The following is a 26,117-nucleotide window of genomic DNA, read 5'->3' as shown; positions in this document are numbered from 1 at the left end:
AGTCTCCTATCTGATACCCTGAACACAAAGAACTCTTAGTCAACTTCTCGTAAAAGGGAAACCCAAACATTAAGTGTTAATCTTTTTTATTAAGATGTGTACCTTTCCAAAAAGATTATTATATTTTGCGTCCAAGAAATTGAAAGGAAAACAATTTGCAATATATGGTTGGAGTTAAAGTAAAAGACAACGAAAGCATAGACCGAGCCGTTAACCGGTTCAAAAAACTGGTTGCACGTTCGCGCATTCTCAATGAATACAAAGAGAATCAGCAATATACTAAGCCTTCAAAAGAACGACGAGAAGCGCTTAAGAAAAGTATTCGTGAACAGAAGCGTCGCAGTCGTCACCAGTTTTAAAAAAACGACTTTTTTATAGAAAAGCTCTTTAGTTAATCTTGAAGGGCTTTTTTTATGGAACTCATAATATTTGTGACTTCCATAACATTTAACCCTTCTACGCTCTGCGGCTTGTTACCCTTCGGCACGATGGCGTGCTCAAAACCGAGTTTTTGTATTTCGCCCAGACGGTGATCAACTTTATTCACCGCCCGCACTTCTCCGCCCAGTCCCACTTCTCCCAGAAAGGCCATTTCATCGGAAATTGGAGTATCCAACAGGCTGGATACCAGTGCCAGCATTACGCCAAGATCTGCAGCGGGATCGTTAATATTTAATCCACCGGCGATGTTTAAATACACATCCTGCCCGGAAAACTGGTAGCCACCCCGTTTTTCTAATACTGCCAGTAGCAACGAAAGTCTTTTATAATCAAATCCATTAGCCGTTCGCTGCGGCGTGCCGTAATTGCTGGGCGTAACCAAGGCCTGTACTTCAACCAGCAGCGGACGCGAACCTTCAATCGAACAAATTACAGCATTACCGCTGACCTTGCTGTCATATTCTGAGAGAAAAAGCTGCGAGGGGTTCAGTACGTCAATCAAACCAGATTCTTTCATCTCAAATACCCCTACCTCTTGCGCCGGGCCAAATCGATTTTTAATACTCCGCAGCATACGGTAGTTATAATTACTATCACCTTCGAACTGCAGCACTGTATCTACCATATGTTCCAATACGCGTGGTCCCGCGATATCACCTTTTTTCGTAACATGACCGATTACCAGCGTTGTAATATCCTGCTTCTTAGCTAGCTGCTGTAGCAAAGCTGCACATTCTTTCACCTGCTGCACACTGCCGGCCATACTTGTCAGTTCAGTGCGATAAACGGTCTGAATAGAGTCAACAATTAGTAAATCAGGATCTAGCTTCTGGGCTTCGTTTAGCACCTTATTAATATCTGTATCAGTGTAGATATAAAAATTATCTGAGCTCACTCCCACCCGCTCGGCGCGCTGCTTAATTTGTGCGGCCGATTCTTCACCGGCACAATAAAGAATTTCTAAATCGGAATTTGCTTCTCCAATTTGCAGCGTAAGCGTACTTTTGCCAATGCCCGGATCTCCTCCAATAAGTACAAATGATCCGGAAACAAATCCGCCGCCGAGTACGCGATCAAATTCCTGGATGTTACTTAAAAATCGCTCTTGGGATTCGGTATCAATTTCGTCGAGCTTTTGAGGTGGCTGCGAATCTTTGAGTCCGTCAACCTTACCCTTATGCTCTTTTTCTGACTTTGTTTTTCGCTCAACCTTGTACTTTTTGAAAGTATGCCACGCTCCACAATTTGGGCAGTTCCCCAGCCACTTGGTTGAAGTATGTCCACAATCTCCGCAAACATATTGAAGGCGATCTTTAGGCATTACTCTACTGATTTTGAAGATGAAGTATCACTTGCATCTAACTCTTGAGAATCGTTGTCATCGCTTTTCAGCTCCACAACTGAACGGTTTATATACCAAGTTGTAGCCATCATTCCCAGCCCCACAGTGATATAGTAACTAATTACACGCCATGCAAATACAGCCAGCCCGATAAAAGCCTTCCGGTCTATGAGTGGACCCTGAAATATGGCAAAAAGTCCCTCTACCCCTCCACTGCCGCCAGGTGTGGGCATAATCAAGAATGCCAGATTCATAGCTAAACTCCGAAGCACTGATAAAATAACATCAGCGGGAAGTAAGCTAAGTACTACAATAGTAGGCAGGGCTATTCGGCACAACCATGACATGGTAGATAAGAAGAATGCTTTTAATAAAAAGCTGGTTGGTTTCTTGCGCAGTTCGTGAGAATACTCAACAAGATTATCCACCTCATCAGCCACATTGTCTTTCCATTTTTTTAAAAACGGAAGCTTGAAAACAAAGTTTACAACTTTTTTGATGGCATTGGGATTTTTAAGCACTCCGTAGGCCATCAGTCCGGCATAACTTAGCAAACCTATATATAACAGCGCCATCGAGGCATGCCCCACCATCCCGGTATTGTTAGGTACCACTTCGAAGAACAGGCCTGAAACAAGTAGGATGGGTACAGCCACGGCAAACCAAAGCTGATCGAGCAGTACACTGTAGAGAATAATGGCAGTTGATTGGCCAAAGTTAAAACCTTCTTTGGTCATTGCATAGGTGGCCATCGGAGCTCCGCCAATTGTTGAAGGTGTAATAGATGAGGTAAAATCCCAGCTTAACATCACTCGAAACGAGGCCATCCATCCCAGCACTTTTTCGGAGAGATATCGAATCTTGGCCGCCGAAAACCAGAGCCGTAAGAAAGACACAATTACCGCTAGAACAATACCCGGCAATCGCTTGGGTTTCAAATGCTTCAGTACCCCCGGCGTATAAGTCAGGTATATCAGAAAAGCCATAGTGGCGATACTCAACCCAATTGATATCACCAGGTATTTTTTGGAAAAATACTTTTGGGGATTTTCTTCTATTTGGCGTTCGTTATCAGGCAAGAAGAGTAGATAATTGTTAAAGAGATACCGCTTAATATCAAATAGGAGCGGAAATTGCGAGCCATTTATGTACCGTATGCTGTGGCAAACAGTTTTATAGAGAAAGGCCTCATGAGCGTTGTCCCATAAGGCCTTTCCAAAATGGGTTTGATCATGCTACCGTAATATCATCATCCAGATATACATCCTGGATAAAGTTTAAAATACGGATACCTTCTTCCATGGGTCGCTGAAATGCCTTTCGGCCGGTAATGAGTCCCATACCTCCGGCACGTTTGTTAATCACTGCTGTTCGAATCACCTGTTCAAAATCATTGTCGCCAGACGCACCACCGGAATTTATTAGCCCGGAACGTCCCATATAACTATTCGCTACTTGGTAACGGGTTAAGTCTATTGGATGGTCACTGGAAAGCTCATCATAAATATCTTCATCCAACTTACCATACGAAGAATCACCTTTGTTGAGCGCTCGATAACCGCCGTTTAAGGTGGGCTGTTTTTGTTTTACGATATCCGCCTGGATAGTAACTCCCAGATGATTAGCCTGCCCGGTTAGGTCAGCCGCAGAATGATAATCTGTACCATCAACTTTAAATGCAGAATTTCTGGTGTAGCACCAAAGGATGGTAGCCATTCCAAGTTCGTGCGCCCGCTCAAAGGCACGTGCTACTTCCTGAATCTGACGACTTGATTCCTGAGACCCAAAATAGATAGTAGCACCAACTGCAGTAGCGCCCATATCAAAAGCACGATCGACCGTACCAAACATAATTTGATTATAATTGTTGGGATATGTCATCAGCTCATTATGATTGAGCTTCACAATAAATGGAATTTTGTGAGCATATTTGCGCGCTACCGATCCCAACACACCAAATGTGGTAGCCACACCATTGCATCCGCCCTCAATAGCAAGCTTTAAAATATTTTCGGGATCAAAATAATCAGGATTAGGAGCAAAAGAGGCACCTGCCGAATGTTCAATTCCCTGGTCAACGGGCAGAATAGAAACGTACCCCGTACCGCCCAACCGTCCATGATCTAAGAGCGCCTGCAAATTTTTGAGGACACGAGGATTCCGATCCGTCTGCATAAACACGTCATCCACAAAAGATGAACTTGGAACATGCAGCTTGTCTTTGGGAATCGTTTCACATTCATGAGTCAGTAAATCCTCAGCCTCATCTCCGAGAAGTTCTTCAATACTTTTTGATGCTATTGCCATGACAGTATCCCGCTTTTTTCATCTAAATTTTAGTTTATAGATCGTAAATATAAGTGATAAAATATCAAATGACTAGTACTACCCACAGCCTTTTCAACTAAACAAAGCTATCTCGATCTTAACAAAAAAATTGGTATTTTTACCAACAAGAAAATTATTTACAAAACAGTACCTTCTATGAAGATTGGCAATATTGATTTAGGTAATAAGCCTATTCTTTTGGCACCGATGGAAAATGTAACGGATTCCCCTTTTCGCATGATGTGCCGGCGAAAAGGGGCCAGCATTGTCTATACCGAATTTATTAGCTCTGAAGCTATTATTCGCGATACCAAACAGGCAATGCACAAGATGGATTTCAGTGAGGAAGAACGTCCCTTCGGCGTGCAAATTTTTGGCGGACGCGAAGAAGCTATGGAAGGCGCTGCCCAAGCAGCCGAAGAGCATGATGCCGATGTGGTAGATATCAATTTTGGATGTCCCGTCTATAATATAGTCAAAAAAGGAGCTGGCTGTGCCTGTCTCAAAGATATGGATTTAATGGAAAGTATGGCGGGATCGGTAGTCGATGCTGTTTCAGATCGGCCTGTTACCGTCAAAACGCGGCTGGGCTGGGACTATAAAAGTATTCGTATACAGGAAGCAGCTCTGATGTTGCAAGATCTTGGTATCAAAGCGCTAACTGTTCACGCCCGCACCCGAAATCAAAAGTATAAGGGAGATGCCCAATGGGAGTGGCTTAAGAAGCTTAAAAACACCAAGGGGCTCGAAATACCCATTATTGGCAATGGCGATGTTACCTCCCCCGAAGATGCCAAACGCATGTTCGACGAAACCGGCGTTGACGGTGTGATGATCGGCCGCGGTGCGATTGGCAATCCTTGGATTTTTGAACGGTCGCGCCATTACATCGAAACAGGTGAGCTGCTGCCGGAACCTTCTGTTGAAGATCGTCTCAACTTGTGTATCGACCAGCTTCGCCGCTCTGTCGATCATCACGGCGAACGCTATGGTGTCATCGTCATGAAAAAACACTATGGTAAATATCTAAAGGGCATGCACAACAGTCGTCAGCTGCGCGGCAACATCATGGAAGAAAAAGAGATGCAGCCTATCATTGATCTTCTGAAAGAATATATGGAGGAAGAGGTATTTGCAGTGGCTTCCTAGCATGTTAAACTTAAATCCTGATTCGAATAATTCGGAACAGGATAAGATCCTCGTTTTTTAATACACCAAGTATGAATCAAGTGTGAAAACTTAATTCAACAATACAAAACCCACCACTTCCCAGGCATCCACACTTGGGTATAAAAATAATTTTACTCTGGCCGGAGTCCTGATTATTAAGGTGTATCTAAAAAGTTTCGCCCCCCATACCAGTTCTCATCTCTACCTCAGGATGAATCTTTTAGCTCTTCTCTTCGTATGCCGGAATGAATTGGCAACAACTTTATATTATCATGTGGCAGCGATTTCTTCGTCTTCTTACCATCGGGTTTAATGCTTACAGCTTTTATTCTAATCCTGTTCGATTTATTGTGAGCATTCTTTGTGTGATACTCGTGCCTTACCTAGCCTATATCTTTTGGGGAACAGTGATAGTTATTCTCTTGGCAGCGGCTGGAATCTACCTGATCTACCGAATCTTTACTACACAAAAAAATACCGGCAGATATTACTAATCATCGCCCGGATTTTGATCTTTGGTCTTAGTAAGAACCTCCACGGGTAATGCTGTAGAGTCGGAACCAGTATAAAATGATACATGAGGAAATGGTATCTCAATACCTTCTTCGTCAAACTTAGCCTTCACCTCTTCCTGAATGGTATTTTTAACTAGTAACCAATCATCTGCAGGTGCCCAAATTCTAAAATCCAGGTTAATAGAAGAACTGCCAAAAGCATCAAAAATAATCTGTGGTTCTGGCTCACTTAACGAGTATTCATTATTTCTAGCTACCTCCAACAACAGCTCACGTACGCGACCGATATTTTCTTTATAGGCTACCGAAACTTTTGCATCAAATCGGCGAATGGGAAACCGTGTCAAATTCGTAACCTCTGTCTTGATGATCATTTCGTTTGGTATGCGCACAAACTTATTATCAAAAGTGCGCAACTTTACCGACAGCACATCAATCGACATTACAATACCGGTAGTGGTATTTATAGTAATAATATCATCAACCTTGAACGGTTGTTCTGCAATCAGGAACAAACCGCTGATAATATTCGATACACTGGTTTGAGACGCAAAGCCCAGTGCCACACCCACAATACCTGCTGCTCCCAACAACGGTGCCAAACTGATACCCAGCTGTCCCATTACAGTAACTACCACAACAATAAGTCCCGAATAGAACACTAACTTACTGGCTAGCATGCCGTAATGAGGGGTATATTTCTTCGTGAAAAATCGCTTCGCCCATCCCCGAACAATAAACAAGATTGGTAGGCAAACGACGATTATTACTGCAACAGAAAAGATAGTATGCAGCATTTCTTCAGATATATATTGCTCCAAATCGAACATAATTTTTTGATATAGTATATTATCAGCTCAGTGTAAAAGTGTCTTCAATTAGACGTTTAAAGGTACGTGTGGCTAAACTCTTCTGAATTTTTTTGCGTGGCGTAGCTACCGCCTGTTCGCTTTTGATACCTTGTGGAAGTTTACCGGTCATAATCACATCGCTATTGCTTTCTTCACCGTGAAAAATAATTTTTGTTTCATCTGCCCATAACTCTTCTTCATATTTATACATACCCAATCGCTCAACGCGGAAACAAAAATCTTCGAAATCGAGTACCGTAGCTGACTTATTGGATATCGTAATCGGGCAACTTACCAAATACGGTTTTTTATCTATACCTGCCAAGGTTCTACGGGCTTTGGTTGTAGCATAATAACAGAGCTCGCCTTCTGTAAAGGTGCCAAACCATGTCCGCGATAGCAAAACAGTAGGCAATTCTGTAAGCTGATAATCATTCTCAGCAATTGATATTCGTATCCAAATTGGAATGCGAGCAAATATCTCAATTTGCGTATCAGGACTTACCTTAAGCGCATATTCGGAATTCACAACCAGCGAGAGATCAGGAAATACCGGCTGAATTTCAATTTTGTTAGCATTATTTCTCGTTGCCCACCTTGACCATGAGACCTCATCAGGAGGATGCTCTTCAGAAATATTATCGGGTAGCTCACTAGAATATGCGGATGCAAGCCAAACCTCCTGATCGCTATAAGTGCACCAGAGATGCAAATCACCAACCTCAAAATAATGAATCTCTCCTTCGGCCAACTGAACCTTTCCCCAAATATCCTGCATAATAGTAATTTTTATTTCTATGGTGTTAGAACCTTGGTTCCCAAAAATGGCTGTAGTACCTCAGGCACTTCTACACTTCCATCCTTTTGCTGATAAATTTCTAAAATAGCTGCTACTACACGGGGCAGTGCCAATCCCGAACCGTTAAGTGTGTGTAATATTTCTGTGTCTCCGTTATCTTTCCTGTACCGAAGCATCATCCGCCGCGCCTGGAAGCCTCCAAAATTCGAGCACGAGCTCACTTCCAGCCACTGCTGTTGACCCGGACTCCAGACCTCGAGATCATATTTCTTAGTCTGCGTAAATCCCATATCACCAGTACACATTAACAGGGTTCGGTACGGAATACCCAGACTTTCGAGCAGTGATTCGGCATATCCAAGCAGTTTTTCCAGCTCATCGTAAGCAGTTTCAGGATGGACAAGCTTTACTAATTCTACTTTGTCAAACTGATGTAGCCTATTAAGTCCTCGTACATCTTTACCATATGAACCAGCCTCACGGCGCCAACACGGTGTGTAAGCAGCATAATAGACCGGCAGCTCTTCTTTAGGCAAAATCTCATCACGGTGGAAATTAGTAACCGGGACTTCGGCAGTAGGAATCATGAAAAAATCATCTCGAGGTATTTCGTACATCATATCTTCCTTGTCGGGAATTTGTCCCGTACCTCTGGCCGAATCTTCGTTCACAAAATATGGAACCTGCAACTCGGTATAGCCCTGCTCTTCTGCCTTATTCAAAAAATAATTAATAAGTGCCCGCTGCAGTTTAGCTATCGCCCCCTTATAAAACGGGAACCCTGCTCCCGTTACTTTGGCTCCGCGCTCAAAATCAATCCATTCGGCATCTTCAACCAACTTCCAATGCGGCTTGCGCCACTCTTCTTCCACAGGATCACCCCATGTTTTAAACACCTCGTTGTCATCTTCGGTCTGGCCTACCGGTACCGATTTGTGCGGCACATTGGGAATGCGGAGCAACAGCTCGTCGCGCTCTTCCTTGGCGGAACGTAAATCTTTTTCCTTATCCTGAATTTTTTCCTTTAACTCACTAGTATATTTAATCATCTCCTGGGCTTCTTCTTTATTGCCGCTGCCCATCAGCTCCCCAATTTTCTGGGCTTTGGTATTGCTCTCTGCCCGCAATTCATCCGTTTCTTCTACAAGCGAACGCCATTTTTTATCCACGTCGATAATTTTATCCACAACTTTAGTTTCGGACTCCCCTTTATTTTGCATTGCCTGCTTTACTTTTTCGGCATTTTGGCGGATATATGTAACGTCTAGCATTCTTCTTGGATATTTTTAATCGATATTGGTTTAGCTAAAGATAAAAGAGTTTTGTGAAATGTTTGAACTTTAAAACCCTATTTTCACAACTTTTAGATTGCTTTTTCTTAACAATCATTTATACATAAAATGAATTGAAGTCCTAATTATTTAAAGTTATTTTTAACAAATCATAGAAAATTAAGGAAAAATATTTCCCAATGGCTAAAGGACTTGATGAAATTGATATTAAAATTCTGAAACACCTGCAAGAAGACGGGCGTTCTCAACGCAATAAGTTAGCTGACATTGTGCACTTATCCGTTCCGTCTGTTTCTGAGCGAATGCGAAAGCTGGAAGATAAAGAACTGATCCAGGAATATCGTGCTATTCTGGACTCAAAAAAATTCAAGTTTGATATCACTGCTTTCGTTTTCGTAGAGGTTGACGGTTCTGATAATTACTCAAAATTTGTTGACAAAGCCTGTTCCGAGCCTGAAATACTAGAATGTCATTCTATTACTGGGGACGGTTCTCATATTTTAAAAATTCGTACTGAAAATACGGCCTCTTTCGAAAAATTACTTTCTCGCTTACAGTCGTGGAATGGAGTAAGCAAAAGTCGGTCGAACGTTGTTTTGAGCAGCTTTAAAGAGACCACAACACTGCCTATTGAAAAAACATTTGACCCTAAATAACCTCTCATTTCCTTCTTGTACATTGGCGTATTTTAATTTTCGCGGCCTGTTACTTTGCTTCTTTCTGATTATAGTTGGAACATCTATTTCCAAAGCGCAACATCAGCTTGGCGTTCGGTGGGATCCTCCCCAAAAAACTGAAGTAGCATTACAAGAACTTGAACAATTCAACGACATAGGAATTTCTATTCTCGAGGTTTCTCCACCGCTACCTTCGGCAGTCTGGACAAAAATTGACAGCCTTCAATTAACTGTTTACGGACAACTCAATGTTCGCTATCCACTAACCTATACATTCTCGAGTACCGATTCGGTATCTATACAACAGTTTCAGCAGAAAATTTCTGCTCTTATCTCTCAGCCCTCTGTTAAGAGTATCGGGTTGTTTTCATACGGGGCCATCCATCGGCAATCATTTCAAGCTGCTATTGCTCCCTTCATTAATCAAATAAAAAATGTTGCTGATGTTGATATCTACGGAATTTTAAGTCCCGACCAAGCACTGCCGTCCCATGAATTACCCGTTGATTTTATGATTCGCGAACTTGTCGTCAGTTCTAAAAACCTAGATAAACTTTCGGTTTCTCCGCATCCGTTAATTAAGGGCTACCACTACATACCTTCAGCATCATTACAGGATTACCTGTTACCTTTCAAAAAGGTGATTGAAGCTACCCCCAAATCCACCGAGATGCCTACTATTCTGGTAAAAGATGATTGGCTGCTTTCAATGTTGAAATCTTTTCCCCAATCGAAATCGACTTTTCAATCCCTTACCCAAAAAAAGGATATTGTTTTTCCCCTGCCCAATCGTAGTATCCCTGCTCCAAAATCATCCTCCTCAGTGGTGATATTATTGCTCATTATCTGGCTGTCCGTTGGCCTGCACTATCGGGCAAGCCCCATATATAGAAAATCGCTTTTCCGCTACTTTACCGGCCATCAATTTTTTGTTAATGACGTAGCTAAACGCCATTTCCGAACGCCGACACCGGCCATCATACTACTTTTTCAAAACGCTTGTGCTCTTATTATTGGCACGTATATCTCTGTAAAAACACTTACAAACCCTAGTGGACTTTCGGCTTTCTTCCATCATCTGCCCGGAGCAGCAACATTGGGGACTTCCGCTTTGGGTCTTGGATTCTGGATTTCAATAATAAGCCTGGCTATTGCTGTAATTAGCATATTGTGGTTATCTCTCACTGGGAAACAACTTAGTTCTCCTTCACAGCTGGCAACACTTTATTCATGGCCGTTGCATATTAACCTCCTGTTAATAACCTTAGCAGTTGTATTTTTTACCAGCGGTAGCGGAACTTTTATAATTATAAGCTGTACTGTTTGTGCCATTTTACTTCAGATCAGCTGCTTTATTATTACTGCTCTTGATGTGGTAACATTTAATCGATCGCGCCGACTGCTTTATCTTTCGAGTACTATCGTAATTTACGTAGGGCTGATTCTTACAGGGTTAATTTGGGTAATTAGTAACAATTACCTTAAAGACGTGCTAAGCCTTACAGTAAGTCTCTAGGCGATCTGTTTACGAAGTCGAGCGACGGGAATATTTAATTTCTCTCTGTATTTACTGACTGTGCGGCGTGCCACTTTATAATCCTGCTCTTTGAGCTTATCAGCTATAGCCTTATCACTCAAGGGGCTTTGTTTATCTTCATTGTCCACAATATTCTGAACGGCATTTTTAACTTCCCGACTGGATACTTCTTCACCAGTGGTGGTCTCAAGGGCTTCACTGAAAAAATATTTAAGCTCAAAAACCCCAAAATGTGTTTGCACATATTTGCCGTTAACCACTCGCGAAATAGTTGAAATATCCAGATTAACACGATCTGCAATATCTTTCAGTATCATTGGCTTTAGTCCCTCACCGTGCTTAAAGAACTCTTCTTGCAGTGCTACAATAGTCTGCATCGTATTCATCAGTGTATTTTGCCGCTGGCGAATAGAATCAATAAACCATTGGGCCGACTCCATTTTACTCTTAATAAAGCTCTTGGTTTCTTTCTTCTGTTTCCGATCGCTATCTTCGTCTTTTAATTCATTCCACATTTTCTTATACCTCGGAGAAATACGTAGCGGAGGCACATTGCCATCATTAAGCTCAATAATAAAATCTCCCTCTTCATCGGGATCCTCCTCATCCACAGTCGGCGGCTGATAACGAACTTCAAAATCCGGTTCAATATAATTTTTAGTGTCATCCACTGCATTACCTGTGCCACCCGGCTTGGGATCCAATCCTTTGACCACCTCAAAAACCTCCTTCAACATCTCACTGTCAGTATCAAGCCTATTTTTAAGCTTTGAAAAATGTTTTTTCTCAAACAAATTCCAATGATCACGCAACATTTTAATGGCCAGCTGCTTTGCCTCCGAATCTTCCTCACTAAGCTCCAATTGAGTCAACAGGCAATCACGTAGATCCCGCGAAGCAATACCTTGCGGGTCAAGCTGCTGAATCTGCTTTCGTACTTTTTCTACCTCCTCGGCATCCGTTAATGTACCATGGTTGAACGCTATATTGTCCACCACAGCCTCAATTTCACGTCGAAAATAGCCGTCTTCATCCAGCGAGCCTAGAATTTGATCTGCAATTAACTTCTGTTCCTCATTCAAATTAAGCAGCCCAACCTGTTGTTCCAGCTCTTCGAGCAGTGACTCATGATACGGATTGGGCAAATCACGCCAGCTTTCATCTCCGCCTCCACTGTACCCGCGACTGCTACCATAATTTTCACCGTCATACTCGGTATTTTCCATATATTCATCCCAGTCGATCTCCTCATTTTCATCCACCGGCTCCAGCTCATCATCTTGTTCCGACTGTGGTTGATCTTCATCAAACTGTTCAAATTCATCCGACAAACCTTCATCTTCTCCTTCTTCCAGCAAGGGATTCTCTTCCAACTCCTCCTTAATTCTTTCCTCCAGAGCCACCGTCGGCAGCTGCAACAATTTTATATACTGGATCTGCTGGGGCGACAGCCGCTGTTGCTGCGACTGTTGCTGATTCATCTGTTGATTTTGACTGCTCTTAAGCATATTTAACAATTGCTGGTTATTACAAATCCTTCAAAAAGAGGCCCAATGGCAAAATTTAGCCACTTTAGCGAGCTATGTTTAATGAAGATACTATTTAATGAATGAAGGCAAAAATTGTACCATGATTTTATAACGGTAAAATTAGCCTATTAAACCCAGTTATTATGAAGTTTTTTTCTACCCTTGTTATCCTATTATGTTTTGTTAGCCTACAAGTACAGGCCCAGCGTCCCACGGCCGACCAAATTAAAACCCTAAATGATTCGCTCACTGTTCAACCGATTCAGCACGGAACGCTGGTAATGAGCAGAAATGGAACCGACATATATGTTGACCCTGTGGGCAGTGCCAGTGCTTTTGATGGGTTGGATAAACCCGATATCATATTGATTACCCATACTCATGGGGATCATCTAAGCATTGAAACACTCGATGCACTGGATACTGAAAATGCCCAGCTCATTGTTCCCCAAACTGTTGCTGATGCCTTACCAAACAAATTTTCTAATCAAATTACAGTGCTGGGAAACGGGGAACAGACTCATCTATTGGGAATTAATATCCGGGCAGTGGCTATGTACAATTTACCACCGAGTAAGAAAAAGTATCACGCCAAAGGAGATGGAATTGGGTACCTAATTAGTGATAATAGCGACAAAATATATATTTCAGGTGATACTGAAGGTACTCCTGAAATGCGTGCACTCAAAAATATTGATATTGCCTTTGTGTGCATGAATTTACCCTATACTATGGATGTGCAACAAGCGGCTGATGCTGTGATCGATTTTGCGCCAGCTATTGTATACCCCTATCATTATCGCGGGCAGGATATAAAACAGTTTAAACAGTTGGTAAATGCTAAAAATAAACAGATTGACGTTCGGCTACGGAACTGGTATGAATAAATCTCTAATAAATTTTAGTAGGGAAATTCAGACCAACTCAAAATTTTTGCCGGCCGTTTGATGAACACAGTCCTCCATTTCAAGCTCCAGCAGCTTGGGCATCAGTTCGTGTGTCTGCATCTGTAATTTATCTGCCATATCATCAATATGTAGCGGCTTTTCTTCGAGCGACTCACAAATTAGAACAGAGAGCTCATCCAACTCACGAGACCTCCACTTCTTTTCTTTAACTTGCTCTGCCTTTGCTTCTGAGTCTTTCTCCTTTTCAATATGTGCCTTAGTCTCAGCAAGGATATCCTCCACATTTTGTACCAGCTTGCCCATCCCGCGCTTGATCAGGCTGTTGCAACCAATAGCATTGGGATGCCCCACCGGATGAGGAACCACAAATACTTCACGGTTTTGATCCAGCGCGGATTTTGCCGTAATCATACTGCCGCCGTCTATACCCGAAGCAACAACCAAGCTGCCCAAACTCATACCGCTGACAATACGGTTGCGAACCGGAAAATTACCCATTTCGGGAGCTGTACCCAGCGGAAATTCAGATATCACTGCCCCACCTGTCTTGACGATACTCGAAGCTAATCCTTTGTGATCACTTGGATAAATCCAGTCGATGCCCGATCCCAGCACGGCCACCGTTTTACCACCGGCTTCCACAGTTGCTTTGTGAGCCGCACCATCTACGCCATAGGCCAAACCACTAACGACCGTTAGATCGTGCTCTACCAATCCTTTGGCAAACTTATCGGCCATCTTAAGTGCATACTTCCCCGCCTTGCGGGTGCCCACAATAGAGATAGCATCCGTATTCAATACCGATCGGTTACCTTTAATCCATAAAATAAGAGGCGGATCGTAAATTTGGCGCAGCAACTCGGGATAGTCATTATCCCAATAAGTCATAATCTGTGCGCCGGTCTGATCAGTCTTTTCGAGGATTCGGTCCACTTCGTCCCACTGGTTAAATGCCAGCACTTCATCGGCCGTCTTTGGACCAATACCACGAATAGAAGTAAGCTCATGACGCTCCAAACGAAAAATTAGCTGGGGATGCTCAACGGATTGTAACAACCGACGGATACGCTGTGCACCCAGATTGTCCATCAGATGAAGGGCAACAAACTCTCTTACCGGCGGCTCATACGTCTTCTCTTGTAGATTCAATGTCTTGTAATTTTTCCCAGATGATCTCTTTTAGTTCATCTATATGGTAGTTGGTTGCAGACGAAATTTCAACTACCGGGATATCTAAATCAACACTTTTTTCTGCATCCAGCTGATAGTCTTCCTGCAAATCCATTTTTGTGATCGCCAGAATGCGCGGTTTGTCCAGTAAATCTGCGCGATATGACCTCAATTCATCAAGAAGCGCCTCATATTCATATTCAATATCCTGCTGTGAGCTCACCATAAAAAGCAGCAGGTTATTGCGTTCGATATGCCGCAAAAACTGAATCCCAAGGCCGCGTCCCTCGTGCGCTTCTTCAATAATGCCGGGGATATCTGCCATCACAAACGTACGGTAATCAGGCATAGTTACCACTCCTAAGTTTGGCTGCAGCGTAGTAAAGGGATAAGAATCAATCTTCGGTTTAGCACCCGACATAGTGGAAAGAAGCGTGCTCTTACCCGCATTGGGGAACCCTACAAGACCTACATCAGCAATAAGCTTGAGCTCAATTTCAATAGTTCGTTCCTCTCCGGCCTTGCCATCTTCTGCCTTTCGAGGTGCTTGATCAGTAGAAGTACGAAAATGCCAATTTCCCAATCCGCCGTCGCCACCCTTAGCAACTACAATCTCCTGCTCGTGTTCAGTAATTTCTCCGAGACGCTCTTCAGTATTGGCATCATAGACCACGCATCCCATGGGAGTTTCCAGAATTTCATCTTCCCCAGACTTTCCTTTTTTCTTCGAAGGCCCGCCCCTGCTACCATCTTCAGCATTTACATACTTACGATAACGGAGATCCAACAGCGTGTTCAGCTGTTCGTTACCACGTAAAATTACATCACCGCCATCACCTCCATCACCACCGTCGGGGCCACCACGAGGTACATATTTTTCCCTGCGAAAATGTACCGAACCATCACCGCCGTCACCGCCGGTCACATAAATTTTTGCATAATCAGCAAACTGTACTCGTCCCATATCAGAGATCTTCGATAATAAAGTTATTCAATTTATTGTAAAGATGGCGCCGCGTGTTACCACCGTAAAAACCATGATTCCTATTGGGTTAATACACAGTCTCAGATTCTACAATTTCGGCTAGCTGCTCATTAACCAGCCGAATCAATCAATATACCTCACCCTGCAAAACCAACAGTGTTCTCTATGGTTATTTTTCGTGCTTGTGGAGAAGGATCTTGATCAAGTTGGTAAGCTTGCCTTTTATCTGGTTACGCGGCGTAATGAAATCCAAAAAGCCGTGTTCAAGCAAATATTCCGAACGCTGAAACCCGTCGGGCAGATCACGACCAATAGTTTGACGGATAACGCGCGGACCGGCAAAACCGATAAGTGCCTCCGGCTCAGCAATATTAAAATCACCAAGCATCGCAAAACTAGCCGTAACACCTCCGGTGGTGGGATTGGTCATCAGCGAAATATAAGGCACACCTGATTCTTCGAGCTGTGCCAGTTTGGCCGATGTCTTTGCCATCTGCATCAGGCTCAACACACTTTCCATCATTCGGGCACCGCCGGATTGTGAAATAATAATAAGGGGGCGCTCATTTTCACGAGCATGATCAATGGCCATGGCAATACGTTCACCTACCACTGAGCCCATACTACCACCAATAAAACTAAAATCCATACAGGTAATAACTACATCCAGGTCGTTCATCTTGCCGATACCAACACGTACCGCATCACTTTGACCTGTTTTTTCCTGATACTCGTCAAGACGATCGCTGTATTTCTTGCGATCTTCAAACTCCAGCGGGTCGGTGGGGACAATATCCTGGCCAATCTCTTCGAACTCCCCATCATCAAATAGGAAAGAGAAGTATTCGTCGCTTCCAATACGAAAGTGATATCCACTCAGCGGATCAACCCATTGATTGTCTTCGAGTTCGCGCCGATGCACCGTTTCACCGGTTTTCGGAACTTTTACCCAGACACCTTCCGGCATCTCTTTTCGCTGATCGGTTTGTATATTTTTGTCTTTACGTTTAAACCAAGCCATAGAGAGTCATTTTCATTTTCTATAAATGGATCCCAAAAATAACGATTCTGGCCTGAAGCTAAAATCTTTTATTTTCCCGATTTTTATACCACCTACTGACATATTCTAATAAGAATATTAAGCTGTGGGAACAATTACGTAAAATCACAAAGCAGTATTCAGCCCCTATTACCGCTGCGAAATTCAAACCCATAAACCATATTGCTGAATAGTATCCTAATGATAGTCGTAGCTATCCTCAATTCGACAACTTTGCAAGCAATATGGAATAATTCAAAGCTATTTTAGCTTCCCTGATTCGAAGTATAATACTTCGGCTCAAACGATTCGGGCTCAACCTTTTTAACAAAGGCAGAGAATCCATCCTGATACAAGGCAATTAATGATTTTGCGGTAATAACTTTTGGCCCAAAGGTTATAGCTTTTTTACAAGCTTCCTCATTGATACGATTTAAGCCCGTCCCAACAATGATATCGTCTTTTTGTACCATTGATTCCAATGTTTCTATAGGAATAATCTCCACATCATCAGCAGCATGCAGACCTTCATCAGCAGTAAATTTTTGATGATAGACATGCACGCGTCGCGCATCAATAATACTATGGATCGTTTGTGTCGCTAGGCTGTTTTCCATCGCCTGCATCGCAAATGAAGCCAGCGTATTAATGCCGTAGAGAGAGGTATCAACCTGAAATAACAAGCCTTTAACAGCGCTGGCACTAATGCGCAGTCCGGTATAAGAGCCTGGGCCTTCACTCACCAACACAGCATCCAAATCAGGAATAGAAAAATTGTGCTGTTCCTGCAATTCCTCAATAAAAAGAAAAAGCTGTTCAGAGTGCGAGCCATGCTGCTCTGTACGCCGTTCGTGAATCGTACCGCTGTCATCACAGAAAGCAACTGAACATACGTCTGTAGCTGTTTCTAAAGCTAAAAGCATATGAGTTTTATTCCATTAAAGGAAGACTATCTGCAGGTTTTTGAGAAACCCGTGTCACCCTAAATTTAATTCAAAATCTGTCAGTTAAAATTTCCTTAGTGGTTTAAGCTACAGAGCAGGAGATGGTGAAACAAGTTCAGTATGGTAATTATCGCTCAATGAGCCACGTGCTGTTACTAAGCTCTACCCACCGCTCATATAAATCGTATAATCGCGGAAATAATGCGGTGGAAAAATTCTTTTGAGCAATATTAATCTGATAACCATAATTTAGCCTATTGGCTTGCATATCATATTGTTCCCGGAATTTTGCCCCCGGAAAGCCCATTGACTGATTTTGCTTTCCTTCCTTAACAGAAAACCCTGACGGGAGTGCAATGGAATACGAAACCTTGAGTCGTTCTGGAGCATCCAACGTAACCGGTAAGGTACGAGCTGTACTTTCAAATGGATTTTCTTGCCGATATCCCACCAGCATCGGAGGATATTCAAGTCCATTAGAAAAACTCTGTGCATAATTTTCGATGGTAATTTGCCCCGATAACACCACACTATCTGACCGTACATCAGTGATAACTTCTGCACTGTCTATAGCCATATCAGGATATCGTTCAAAGAGTGTGCTCCGCAAAATCCCACCATCATTTTTCCCATTTGCCTGCTGCCGGCGGACCTCTCTGGCAGGGTACCCTTTTTCTGTAATTTCAAGTGATCCCGAGAGCGTGCCCTTTTTACTGAGTGCCCCATCAAACGCTACTTGTATATCAAAACGGCTGGCAGATGGAGCGATATCAACCCATTCAAAGGTATCCGTTTTGAACAATAATCCAGGACTGTTATAGGAGTCAAAAGGAATAAGACCCGGACGACCGTGAGAAAAACTGGCATCCAGTAAGAAAGATTGCCCGTTAACCACCGTTTGTACCAGTTGACCGTTAAACTGGTAGAACGAAGGAAAATCTTTGTTAATTTTGCCCGATTGTTTGGTTGAAATCAATACAGGATAAGCCTCAATACCCGCTCCGCGGAGCATTGCTATCAACGTCTGATTAATAGCCGCTTGATCAGCAGCATTACCGTTCAAGACAACGGTATCTGTTGTTTCGCTGTATGCATGGTGTGCTCCCGAAAAACTCATCCGCCTGTTTAAATACTGATAAATGCTATCTTGCAGAGCCAAATTAGAAGAAAAGTCCAAAGTGGTGGCCAACGAATCCCCCACTGCACGTGCTTTCTTATTTTCGGTAATAATTTTTAGCGGATTGGTCTTCTCCCGCATCCTTGCTACTGCTACGGCCCAGCTATTTTCCAATGACTGCCTTGGAATGCCAAACTCACTGAGCATAAACTTAATCTTGGCACGATAATCATCCAGCGAAGAAATGTAACTCTTCTTTGTAGTAGGCGGAATATTGTAAGCCATCCACCGTTCAGTAACAACCGGAAGAGGCTGAGGGATCGTAAAAATTTTAGGTACCGAACTGGTATCCCTGAGTACAATATCATTTTGAATGGGAGTACTGTTATTCTCCATTATTACATTGTATCGCATATAACGGGGATAAGTAATACTGGTCTTGGCTGCAGCAGTTGGTACACTGTGCGACAAATAAAAATCAGGGAGCTCTTCGATATATTTACGCTTAATAGTATAGCGATACTCAAGAATAGATCCGTCTTGCACCAACGGCATCCGAAATTCTTTAACATTATAACGGGCATTAATATTAACCGTACGTATATCTTTCGACTGCAACGGTACCCGTTTCCCGGAAGGCAGATGCGTCCACCCCCTGATATCCGAAACTTGTTCCATATCATTCTCAAAATAATAGGGAATCGTTATGAGAGAGGCTTCAGGGTTAGAGTTATCAAATATCTTAAGCCGTACATGGTAATCCATGATGGCTACAATCGAATTTCCTTCCTCCTGAAATCGAACATCACGCTCTTGATTGGTGATCATGTAGGAAGCATCAGCGTAGTCTGCCGGTAGCTGAAGAGAAGCCAGCGAATCCGGTATGACACCAAACTCGGCGTCCTGGAACTGCTGAGCCTGTCCACTCACCAGCAAACTAAAAAATAAAAACAGGGTAGTAACAATAAATCGAGTCAACAAAATGGACTGTAGTTATAAATTAGAACTTACTAACGCCTCGAGCGTCCATTCATTCTGCAATTAAATCGTATTGATAACAAACTGTCCGTTATTATAAATAGCCTCTGCGCGACCTTTTAATGATTCTCCCAAGTAGGGTGAATTGTGAGATTTAGACTGCACCAGCTCCTCCCGATACGACCATTCCTGATCGGTATTGAAAAGCGTCAAATTAGCCGGTGTACCTTCTTCAATTTTAGGAATATCAATATTCAATATTTCGCGCGGTTTCTCTACAAACTTTGTTATCAACTCTGCCAATTCTAAGGCTCCGGAATCTAATAGCTGTCGCACACTTATGCTCCAGGCCGTCTCAAGACCAATAATGCCATTAGGCGCATAGATAAACTCTACTTCTTTTTCCTGGATGGCATGCGGAGCATGATCGGTACAGATGGCATCAATAGTACCGTCAGCAAGCCCCTCTATCATGGCCTCTACATCTTTTTGGGTGCGCAGTGGTGGATGCATCTTTACATTGGTATCAAAATCGCGGCGCTCAATTTCTTCGTCCGTCAAATCAAAATGATGAGGGCAAACTTCCGTGGTAACATTCACCCCGTCGGCCTTGGCCTGTCGGACTAAATCCACCGCTTTGGCCGTACTGATGTGCGCCACGTGAATGTGTCCGCCGGTAAACTTAGCCAGCAAGATATCACGGGCAATCATCGTTTCTTCGGCAATACCCGGTGTACCGTCCAGTCCTAACCGTGCCGACACACGTCCCTCGTGCATATGACCCGGTCGAGATAGTTTTAAATCCTCTTCGTGATTAATGATCGGCATATCCAACATGGACGAATACTCCAGCGCCACGCGCATAAGCTGCGAATTATAGACGGGATCACCATCATCGCTAAAAGCAACCGCCCCGCCCTCTTTCATATCGCCCATCTCGGCTATTGATTTCCCTTTGCGTTCTTTGGATACGCAACCAATAGGATGTACATCAACAGAAAATTGCTCAGCATTGTTCTTTACAAATTCTACCACATCGCGGCTGTCGATAGCCGGATTCGTATTAGGCATACAGGCAACTTCAGTAAATCCACCAAAAGCCGCTGACTTGCACCCTGTTTCAATAGTCTCTTTATGCTCGTATCCTGGTTCCCGCAGGTGCACGTGCATATCCATCCATCCGCCGGAAAGATAGCTACCATTAGCATCATGTAGCTCTTCGTCTTCTTTGGAATCTAATTCCGCGCTAATTTCGACAATTTGACCTTCAGCTATACGGATATCTACGGTATCCGTACCGTCAAAATTACCGCCGATTGGACGTACGTTCTGGAGCAATAAATTTGGAGTATGACTCATACAAACTTTCCGTTATTTTTAATTGCAAATATACGTGTTTTAATCAGAATTCAATAACTCTACAAACAGCTGTCAGCTGAAATTTTTCCCTTATGTCTCAATCTGATCTTTTTGCTGCATCTACCTTCTCAGTTTCGGAGCTTACACAAGATATTAAAACACTGCTGGAAGGCAACTTTATGGACGTAAAGGTGGAGGGAGAAGTCAGTAATGCCAGCACCAGCCGCAGCGGACACACCTATTTTACACTTAAGGATGAAGATGCTCAACTCTCATGCGTAATCTGGCGCGGAGTATCCCGTTCTATTGACGCCGAAGTAGTAGATGGACAACATATTATTGCCGGAGGCGACATCGAGGTGTATCCGCCACATGGAAAATATCAGCTAATTGTGCGCTCGCTGGAACAGGCGGGCAAAGGGGCTCTGCAAGAAGCCTTCGAGAAACTGAAGAATGACCTTAAAGATGAAGGACTGTTCGACGATGAACATAAAAAAGCGTTACCTCCCTTTCCTTTCGATATTGGGGTGATAACCTCGGCCACAGGGGCCGCTTTCCATGATATCCGTGATACCCTTGAACGACGCTGGCCACTGGCAACTGTGCATCTTCATCATGCAAGCGTGCAGGGTGTGAATGCTGCTCCAGAACTAGTCAGAGCCATCAACTTTTTTTCAAATAAACAGAACGTAGATCTACTGATCGTTGGTCGCGGCGGTGGTTCGCTGGAAGACCTTTGGCCGTTTAATGAAGAAGCGGTGGCTCGTGCCCTCTTTGACTGTAAAGTGCCGACCATCAGTGCTGTGGGACACGAGGTTGATTTCAGTATCTCAGACTTTGTGGCTGATGCCCGTGCCGCTACACCCACGCAGGCGGCTATTGTAGCTACGCCGGATGTAAATGAAATTCGTCTCTTTGTCGATGACCTCTCAACACAACTGCAAGAAACCATCGACCGGCGTATCACCAACCAAAAAGAACGCGTGCAACAACTGGTGCAATCCCATGCACTGATGGCAGTTAAGCAGAAAGTGACTAATAATCGCGAGCGGCTCCAAAATCTTACCGAAAGACTGCAACATCGTAATGAGGTACAGCTGATGCAAAAACATGAGAAGCTGAATAATTTGCGCCATCGGCTGGAGCTTCAAAATCCCAACACCGCATTGGAACAGGGCTATTCGCGTATCTGGCAAGAGGATGGATGGGTTAAGTCACTTGATGATTTTGATACTGATGAAGAATTAACGATTGAATGGAAAGATGGGAAAGTTGAATTGCACTAGTATTAAACAAAACGTCGTATGATATGCTTGAACAATACCGTATTCGCATAGAAAATAGAAGCAGAGAGCATCAAATTATCAATGCCTTATTGGCACTGACTACCGGTGTCCTCACACTTGGCTATCCTAACTTTTTATACCTGATAGCAGGAGCCTACCTCGTGGGACTGGGATTACTATTTGTGATGTACAAGGTATCACCTACAGTTGCAGCTGTTCCTATTGTAAGCGGGCTTGTTATCTTCCTCTTTCCGGGACTTATTCCCACAATATTTGCTACTTTTTTGGGCTTTTTCGGTCTGATACTTTTATTCGGCTTTCAGTTTGCCCTGCTGGGCGTACTCACCCTTATTATTGCGGTGCTTATCATTGCCAATCCCGATTCTGTAGCTTATCTCGTAGCGGTCTTTTTGTTATTCTATTCTATCTCTAACCTCATCCGGTACTACCAGGAATGGCAAAATGATGATACGATAATTTTTTGATGGCTGACCCTGTGTGCAGAATGCTATATAAAGGATAGGGGATGAGTGAGGAATAACTGATAAGAACTCCGAACTTCAGCACCCAGACCCAACACTTGATTAACCACTAGCTACTCAATAACTGTTCACTGATCAGTCATCTCCATTCCCAACCTGGGCCGGATAGCAACCAAGCACCTTCAGTGAACTGGCTTCCTGCTCCAGCTCTTCCAACGCTACCCGTGTATCAGGCTCTGCAATATTACCTTCAATATCGAGATAGAACTGGTATTTCCACGGTGCATTAGGTTTAGGCCGAGATTCCAGCTTGGTCATTCGAATATCATGATCGTCAATCACATTCAAGCATTTGATAAGAGCCCCCTTATCGTGTGAGGTTACCATCAGTAGTGACGTTTTGCACGGTATCTGCTGATCTACTTCTACCAAATCACGCCCCACAACCACAAAGCGCGTGAAGTTTTCAGGTTGATTAGCGATATCACGCTTCAAAATATTTAGTCCATAAATTTCTGCAGCATAACTCCCGGCGATCGCAGCCTGCGAAAGATCGCCATCCTCCAACACTTTTTTAGCAGACATCGCTGTATCAATATACGACTCAATTTTGCAGTCGTGCAGTTTTGCCAGGTAAGTACTGCACTGTGAAATAGCTTGCGGATGCGACATGATGCGACGAATACGTTCAACCGCCACATCCTCTAAGGCTAGCAGGCAATGAACTATTCGTAACGCTTCTTCCCCAACAATATGCAGATCGTCCTCACCCAAGATGTTATAAGTATCATTGATGGAGCCGGCGGTGGTATTTTCAATCGGCAGTATGGCATAGTCAACTTCTTCATTTTCAACTGCCTCTGCTGCCTCCTGAAAGGTGTTATAACCGTAGGAGTGGACTTCGGTATATCGCTCCTCAAAATGACGATAAGCCGCCTGATGACTAAATGCTCCGTCGGTTCCCTGGTATGCTACCTGGACAATCTCATCATCTTTTTTGGCATTTTGATGATCAACCAGGGTATGCGTTTGAAATCGAACGGAGTGATGAATGATATCTTTAAAAAGCTCTTCGGCAAAATAGCGATCCAGACCGGCTTCGCGAGCCAGCTTTGTGATTTTATTCAACAGCTGTTCTTCGCGTTCTTTATCACGAATATTGCGTTCTTCATCCAGCTTAAAGGATGAAACTTCACGTACCAGCTCTTGGCGCTTTGCTAGCGCATCTATAATTTTTTTGTCCGTTTCGTCGAGTAGTTTTCTAATTGATTCCAGTTTGTCAGCCATCGGCTAAGCCAAAATTGTTTAAATGAAGTGAACTATAAGAATATTAGATTGGCATCTCTTATGAAAGAGAAATTACAAATATTGCAACTTTATAATTTATGCCGCTCGATCTTTCCTACTGTAATTTTTGCATTTATACTAAGATCCTGAAAATATATTTCATCGAGTTCAACAGATGATCTAGGATGACAAGATTTTATGAAGTAGATTTACGATATCGGAAAATTGCTGCAGGTAATATCACAACCGCCATAACAGACAGTATCCCCACAAGATGTTGGATATCCGCCCAGCCAGCACCTTTAAGCAAAACCATGCGCATAATTTTAATAAAATGAGCAACAGGATTAATTATCCAACCCGAAGCTTCAAATTCTCAATCTTCTCAAGGATTTCCCCACGATCCATTTCTCGATACCGCTCGGGCAGCAGCTCTTTAGAAGTGCACTCAATAACAGCACTGAGCGTCTGTAACTCTATTTCCTGCGGATAAGTGGGCGGCAGAAAATCATTTAGTGCTGCATCTAGTATTTCGGGTGTTACTTTCTCTGAATTCTGTGCCGCAGCACGAAATTTAGCGCGCGTCAGTGCAGCCTCCATATCAGCACCTGACAGTCGATTACTATCTTTCTTTATAAGTTTTGGCACATATTCTTCGGTTAGCTGTAAGCCAGATTTATTTTTCATAGCCTCAAACAATTCGATACGGTCTTCTTTAGTATGTGGCGGGAATAGTGCTAAATGCTCCTCGGCCCGACCCTGACGCTTTAAATCTACCGGCATAAGATCCGGACGAGCAGTCATCAGAAACCACAGTATTTCGCCCCGGTTGCTGGTATCACTCATGAATGATGCAATCTGTGAAAACACGCGGCTAGACACACCGCTGTCCCCACTCTGGTCGCGGTCGCCGAGATATGCATCGGCTTCATCAATCATCACGGCCACAGGCGCCATGGCTTTGAGAAGTCCCAGAATCTTTTCCAGATTCCCCTCTGTCACTCCCTGCCATTGGCTTCGGAAATTTTTGAGCTTTACCATAGGGATACCCACTTCACTGGCAAAGCATGTTACCATAAAAGTCTTGCCGGTACCTACCGGACCGCAAACTAAGTATCCCATAGGAAGCACGTCTTTACGACCGTTATTCAATGCTTTTACGGCCTGACGCAGATGTTTTTTGACGGCTGTATGGCCAGCAACATTATCAAGTGTATATTCGGTTTCTACAAATTCCAAGAGGCCGTATGCCTCGGCTTCAATAAGCTCTTTTTTGGCTTCCGAAAGGCGTTTCGTAGATATTTTTTGATCCTGCTGCTTGGCATTGGATAAAATTCCTCTAATGTTGATAAAATTAAGCCCTGCCGTCTGCTGGGCCACTACCTTTTGGGGGACTTCTGAAATATCACTAAACACATCTGCAGAGGTCTCAAACTCTATAAATGCACTTCGTTCTTGCTGGTCGGGTATAGGAATCGTAATCTCATTAACATATGGATGCTGGACAAGGGTTTTATTAAGATCCGCAAGATTTTCGGTGAGTAAAATAGTGGTAAAGTCAGCAGCTAAAAACATAGGATCCTGTGCCCATCGTGACAGATACACCATGGCGGTTCGATCTTCGGACCCCGTTGATCCCGCCTCATTCATGGGTACGATAGTTTCGGCATAGTCAATGACAAGTGCGATACTCTTTTTGTTATCGAAACGCACGCGAAAGTACTGCTCCAGCAAAGAAAAAACACGTACGGGATCTTTCGGCAGATTATCTGCATAATCGGTTCCCAGAAGTGAATCGCGACCCGAAAGTGCACGATTGAAATCTTTTTGTGTCTCTTGATCCCGAAAATATATGCCTGATGAGCGATCATAAAAGATAACATAGTCCCGCGCACCAAAGAACTCCTTGGAAAAGAATTCTTTTAAACGTACAAAGTCAGTCTCCCCTTCTTTATTGAGCGGAACTAAATCATGTACATTGCCATGCAGAATAAACTGATTTATGGTTCGGCTTAGATATTTTTGTGCAAGCTGCTGCGCCCAGTCTGGGTAGTGATTAAACATAATTTCTCTTCTCACTT

Annotated in this window: 23 protein-coding genes; 8 read left to right on the top strand and 15 right to left on the bottom strand. The window is 43.3% G+C overall.

Annotated features, from left to right (window positions below):
- The first annotated feature begins 164 nt into the window (after positions 1–164).
- Positions 165–359, top strand: a complete 195-nt coding sequence (gene rpsU, locus LX73_RS09865) for a 30S ribosomal protein S21 (protein ID WP_148899336.1) — start codon at positions 165–167, stop codon at positions 357–359.
- 32 nt (positions 360–391) lie between these two features.
- Here rpsU and radA read toward each other — a convergent pair whose 3' ends face one another.
- The 3 genes from radA to LX73_RS09850 all read right to left on the bottom strand — a co-directional run bounded on the left by radA (position 392) and on the right by LX73_RS09850 (position 4,090).
- Entirely contained in the window at positions 392–1,762 is a 1,371-nt protein-coding gene (radA, locus tag LX73_RS09860; protein WP_148899335.1) for a DNA repair protein RadA, read from the bottom strand.
- A complete protein-coding gene (locus LX73_RS09855) occupies positions 1,762–2,862 on the bottom strand; it encodes a lysylphosphatidylglycerol synthase transmembrane domain-containing protein (RefSeq protein ID WP_246138224.1) in 1,101 nt (366 codons plus the stop codon). The genes radA and LX73_RS09855 overlap by 1 nt, the downstream gene beginning before the upstream one ends.
- 151 nt (positions 2,863–3,013) lie before the next feature.
- Positions 3,014–4,090, bottom strand: a complete 1,077-nt coding sequence (locus tag LX73_RS09850; protein WP_148899334.1) for a class I fructose-bisphosphate aldolase — start codon at positions 4,088–4,090, stop codon at positions 3,014–3,016.
- 177 nt (positions 4,091–4,267) lie between these two features.
- On the opposite strand from LX73_RS09850, the gene dusB reads away from it, so the two are divergent.
- Together dusB and LX73_RS09840 are read left to right on the top strand one after the other, a co-directional pair.
- The gene (gene dusB / locus LX73_RS09845) at positions 4,268–5,260 is read left to right on the top strand and encodes a tRNA dihydrouridine synthase DusB (protein WP_148899333.1); all 993 of its coding nucleotides are present in this window, start codon (positions 4,268–4,270) and stop codon (positions 5,258–5,260) included.
- Between the two features lie 293 nt (positions 5,261–5,553).
- On the top strand, positions 5,554–5,775 hold the full coding sequence (locus LX73_RS09840) for a hypothetical protein (RefSeq protein WP_148899332.1): 222 nt from the start codon (positions 5,554–5,556) through the stop codon (positions 5,773–5,775).
- Here LX73_RS09840 and LX73_RS09835 read toward each other — a convergent pair.
- Genes LX73_RS09835 through serS form a run of 3 tightly spaced genes read right to left on the bottom strand, consistent with a single transcriptional unit; the run spans position 5,772 to position 8,717 of the window.
- Positions 5,772–6,626 carry a mechanosensitive ion channel family protein gene (locus LX73_RS09835; RefSeq protein ID WP_148899331.1) on the bottom strand — a complete coding sequence of 285 codons (855 nt, stop codon included), beginning with the start codon at positions 6,624–6,626 and terminating at the stop codon, positions 5,772–5,774. The two genes, LX73_RS09840 and LX73_RS09835, sit on opposite strands and share 4 nt — an antisense overlap.
- 22 nt (positions 6,627–6,648) lie before the next feature.
- Positions 6,649–7,425 carry a DUF432 domain-containing protein gene (locus LX73_RS09830; RefSeq protein ID WP_148899330.1) on the bottom strand — a complete coding sequence of 259 codons (777 nt, stop codon included), beginning with the start codon at positions 7,423–7,425 and terminating at the stop codon, positions 6,649–6,651.
- A gap of 17 nt (positions 7,426–7,442) precedes the next feature.
- A complete protein-coding gene (gene serS, locus LX73_RS09825) occupies positions 7,443–8,717 on the bottom strand; it encodes a serine--tRNA ligase (RefSeq protein ID WP_148899329.1) in 1,275 nt (424 codons plus the stop codon).
- A gap of 200 nt (positions 8,718–8,917) precedes the next feature.
- Here serS and LX73_RS09820 point away from each other — a divergent pair, with 200 nt between their 5' ends.
- On the top strand, positions 8,918–9,394 hold the full coding sequence (locus tag LX73_RS09820; protein WP_148899328.1) for an Lrp/AsnC family transcriptional regulator: 477 nt from the start codon (positions 8,918–8,920) through the stop codon (positions 9,392–9,394).
- Between the two features lie 22 nt (positions 9,395–9,416).
- Positions 9,417–10,931, top strand: a complete 1,515-nt coding sequence (locus LX73_RS09815; RefSeq protein ID WP_148899327.1) for a hypothetical protein — start codon at positions 9,417–9,419, stop codon at positions 10,929–10,931.
- Here the strand turns inward: LX73_RS09815 and rpoN are convergent.
- Positions 10,928–12,460, bottom strand: a complete 1,533-nt coding sequence (gene rpoN, locus LX73_RS09810; RefSeq protein ID WP_148899326.1) for an RNA polymerase factor sigma-54 — start codon at positions 12,458–12,460, stop codon at positions 10,928–10,930. The genes LX73_RS09815 and rpoN overlap by 4 nt on opposite strands.
- A gap of 164 nt (positions 12,461–12,624) precedes the next feature.
- On the opposite strand from rpoN, the gene LX73_RS09805 reads away from it, so the two are divergent.
- On the top strand, positions 12,625–13,368 hold the full coding sequence (locus LX73_RS09805) for an MBL fold metallo-hydrolase (RefSeq protein ID WP_148899325.1): 744 nt from the start codon (positions 12,625–12,627) through the stop codon (positions 13,366–13,368).
- A gap of 27 nt (positions 13,369–13,395) precedes the next feature.
- Here LX73_RS09805 and dprA read toward each other — a convergent pair whose 3' ends face one another.
- From dprA to LX73_RS09775, 6 genes are all read right to left on the bottom strand, one after another.
- Positions 13,396–14,538: a DNA-processing protein DprA gene (dprA, locus tag LX73_RS09800; protein ID WP_246138223.1), complete on the bottom strand. Its 1,143-nt coding sequence runs from the start codon at positions 14,536–14,538 to the stop codon at positions 13,396–13,398.
- The gene (gene obgE / locus LX73_RS09795) at positions 14,513–15,523 is read right to left on the bottom strand and encodes a GTPase ObgE (protein WP_148899324.1); all 1,011 of its coding nucleotides are present in this window, start codon (positions 15,521–15,523) and stop codon (positions 14,513–14,515) included. Before obgE ends, dprA begins: the two co-directional genes overlap by 26 nt.
- A gap of 190 nt (positions 15,524–15,713) precedes the next feature.
- Positions 15,714–16,565, bottom strand: a complete 852-nt coding sequence (gene accD / locus LX73_RS09790) for an acetyl-CoA carboxylase, carboxyltransferase subunit beta (RefSeq protein WP_148899323.1) — start codon at positions 16,563–16,565, stop codon at positions 15,714–15,716.
- A gap of 284 nt (positions 16,566–16,849) precedes the next feature.
- On the bottom strand, positions 16,850–17,506 hold the full coding sequence (gene tsaB / locus LX73_RS09785; protein ID WP_148899322.1) for a tRNA (adenosine(37)-N6)-threonylcarbamoyltransferase complex dimerization subunit type 1 TsaB: 657 nt from the start codon (positions 17,504–17,506) through the stop codon (positions 16,850–16,852).
- Positions 17,507–17,654: 148 nt separating this feature from the next.
- Positions 17,655–19,622, bottom strand: a complete 1,968-nt coding sequence (locus tag LX73_RS09780; protein WP_148899321.1) for a DUF3857 domain-containing protein — start codon at positions 19,620–19,622, stop codon at positions 17,655–17,657.
- A 63-nt stretch (positions 19,623–19,685) separates the two neighbouring features.
- The gene (locus LX73_RS09775) at positions 19,686–20,981 is read right to left on the bottom strand and encodes a dihydroorotase (RefSeq protein WP_148899320.1); all 1,296 of its coding nucleotides are present in this window, start codon (positions 20,979–20,981) and stop codon (positions 19,686–19,688) included.
- 92 nt (positions 20,982–21,073) lie between these two features.
- Between LX73_RS09775 and xseA the strand changes: the two genes are divergently transcribed.
- Together xseA and LX73_RS09765 are read left to right on the top strand one after the other, a co-directional pair.
- Positions 21,074–22,267 (top strand): exodeoxyribonuclease VII large subunit, encoded by a 1,194-nt coding sequence (gene xseA / locus LX73_RS09770; RefSeq protein WP_148899319.1) that lies wholly within the window; start codon positions 21,074–21,076, stop codon positions 22,265–22,267.
- Positions 22,268–22,290: 23 nt separating this feature from the next.
- Entirely contained in the window at positions 22,291–22,752 is a 462-nt protein-coding gene (locus LX73_RS09765) for a hypothetical protein (RefSeq protein WP_148899318.1), read from the top strand.
- A 132-nt stretch (positions 22,753–22,884) separates the two neighbouring features.
- Here LX73_RS09765 and pheA read toward each other — a convergent pair whose 3' ends face one another.
- Both pheA and LX73_RS09755 read right to left on the bottom strand, forming a co-directional pair.
- The gene (gene pheA / locus LX73_RS09760) at positions 22,885–24,036 is read right to left on the bottom strand and encodes a prephenate dehydratase (RefSeq protein WP_148899317.1); all 1,152 of its coding nucleotides are present in this window, start codon (positions 24,034–24,036) and stop codon (positions 22,885–22,887) included.
- Between the two features lie 351 nt (positions 24,037–24,387).
- Positions 24,388–26,100, bottom strand: a complete 1,713-nt coding sequence (locus LX73_RS09755; protein WP_148899316.1) for an ATP-binding protein — start codon at positions 26,098–26,100, stop codon at positions 24,388–24,390.
- Between the last annotated feature and the right edge of the window lie 17 nt (positions 26,101–26,117).

This window comes from Fodinibius salinus, assembly GCF_008124865.1.
In the GTDB taxonomy this organism is placed as follows: Bacteria; Bacteroidota; Rhodothermia; order Balneolales; family Balneolaceae; genus Fodinibius; species Fodinibius salinus.
The sequence above is the reverse complement of the archived record's forward strand: the minus strand, read 5'-3'. Positions and strand labels throughout refer to the sequence as shown.

Bases quoted from the DNA above. Each gene is read 5' to 3' on its own strand.
- rpsU (WP_148899336.1), top strand. From the start codon at position 165: ATGGTTGGAGTTAAAGTAAAAGACAACGAAAGCATAGACCGAGCCGTT.
- radA (WP_148899335.1), bottom strand. From the start codon at position 1,762: ATGCCTAAAGATCGCCTTCAATATGTTTGCGGAGATTGTGGACATACT.
- LX73_RS09850 (WP_148899334.1), bottom strand. From the start codon at position 4,090: ATGGCAATAGCATCAAAAAGTATTGAAGAACTTCTCGGAGATGAGGCT.
- dusB (WP_148899333.1), top strand. From the start codon at position 4,268: ATGAAGATTGGCAATATTGATTTAGGTAATAAGCCTATTCTTTTGGCA.
- LX73_RS09840 (WP_148899332.1), top strand. From the start codon at position 5,554: ATGTGGCAGCGATTTCTTCGTCTTCTTACCATCGGGTTTAATGCTTAC.
- LX73_RS09835 (WP_148899331.1), bottom strand. From the start codon at position 6,626: ATGTTCGATTTGGAGCAATATATATCTGAAGAAATGCTGCATACTATC.
- LX73_RS09830 (WP_148899330.1), bottom strand. From the start codon at position 7,425: ATGCAGGATATTTGGGGAAAGGTTCAGTTGGCCGAAGGAGAGATTCAT.
- serS (WP_148899329.1), bottom strand. From the start codon at position 8,717: ATGCTAGACGTTACATATATCCGCCAAAATGCCGAAAAAGTAAAGCAG.
- LX73_RS09820 (WP_148899328.1), top strand. From the start codon at position 8,918: ATGGCTAAAGGACTTGATGAAATTGATATTAAAATTCTGAAACACCTG.
- rpoN (WP_148899326.1), bottom strand. From the start codon at position 12,460: ATGCTTAAGAGCAGTCAAAATCAACAGATGAATCAGCAACAGTCGCAG.
- LX73_RS09805 (WP_148899325.1), top strand. From the start codon at position 12,625: ATGAAGTTTTTTTCTACCCTTGTTATCCTATTATGTTTTGTTAGCCTA.
- obgE (WP_148899324.1), bottom strand. From the start codon at position 15,523: ATGGGACGAGTACAGTTTGCTGATTATGCAAAAATTTATGTGACCGGC.
- accD (WP_148899323.1), bottom strand. From the start codon at position 16,565: ATGGCTTGGTTTAAACGTAAAGACAAAAATATACAAACCGATCAGCGA.
- tsaB (WP_148899322.1), bottom strand. From the start codon at position 17,506: ATGCTTTTAGCTTTAGAAACAGCTACAGACGTATGTTCAGTTGCTTTC.
- LX73_RS09775 (WP_148899320.1), bottom strand. From the start codon at position 20,981: ATGAGTCATACTCCAAATTTATTGCTCCAGAACGTACGTCCAATCGGC.
- xseA (WP_148899319.1), top strand. From the start codon at position 21,074: ATGTCTCAATCTGATCTTTTTGCTGCATCTACCTTCTCAGTTTCGGAG.
- LX73_RS09765 (WP_148899318.1), top strand. From the start codon at position 22,291: ATGCTTGAACAATACCGTATTCGCATAGAAAATAGAAGCAGAGAGCAT.
- pheA (WP_148899317.1), bottom strand. From the start codon at position 24,036: ATGGCTGACAAACTGGAATCAATTAGAAAACTACTCGACGAAACGGAC.
- LX73_RS09755 (WP_148899316.1), bottom strand. From the start codon at position 26,100: ATGTTTAATCACTACCCAGACTGGGCGCAGCAGCTTGCACAAAAATAT.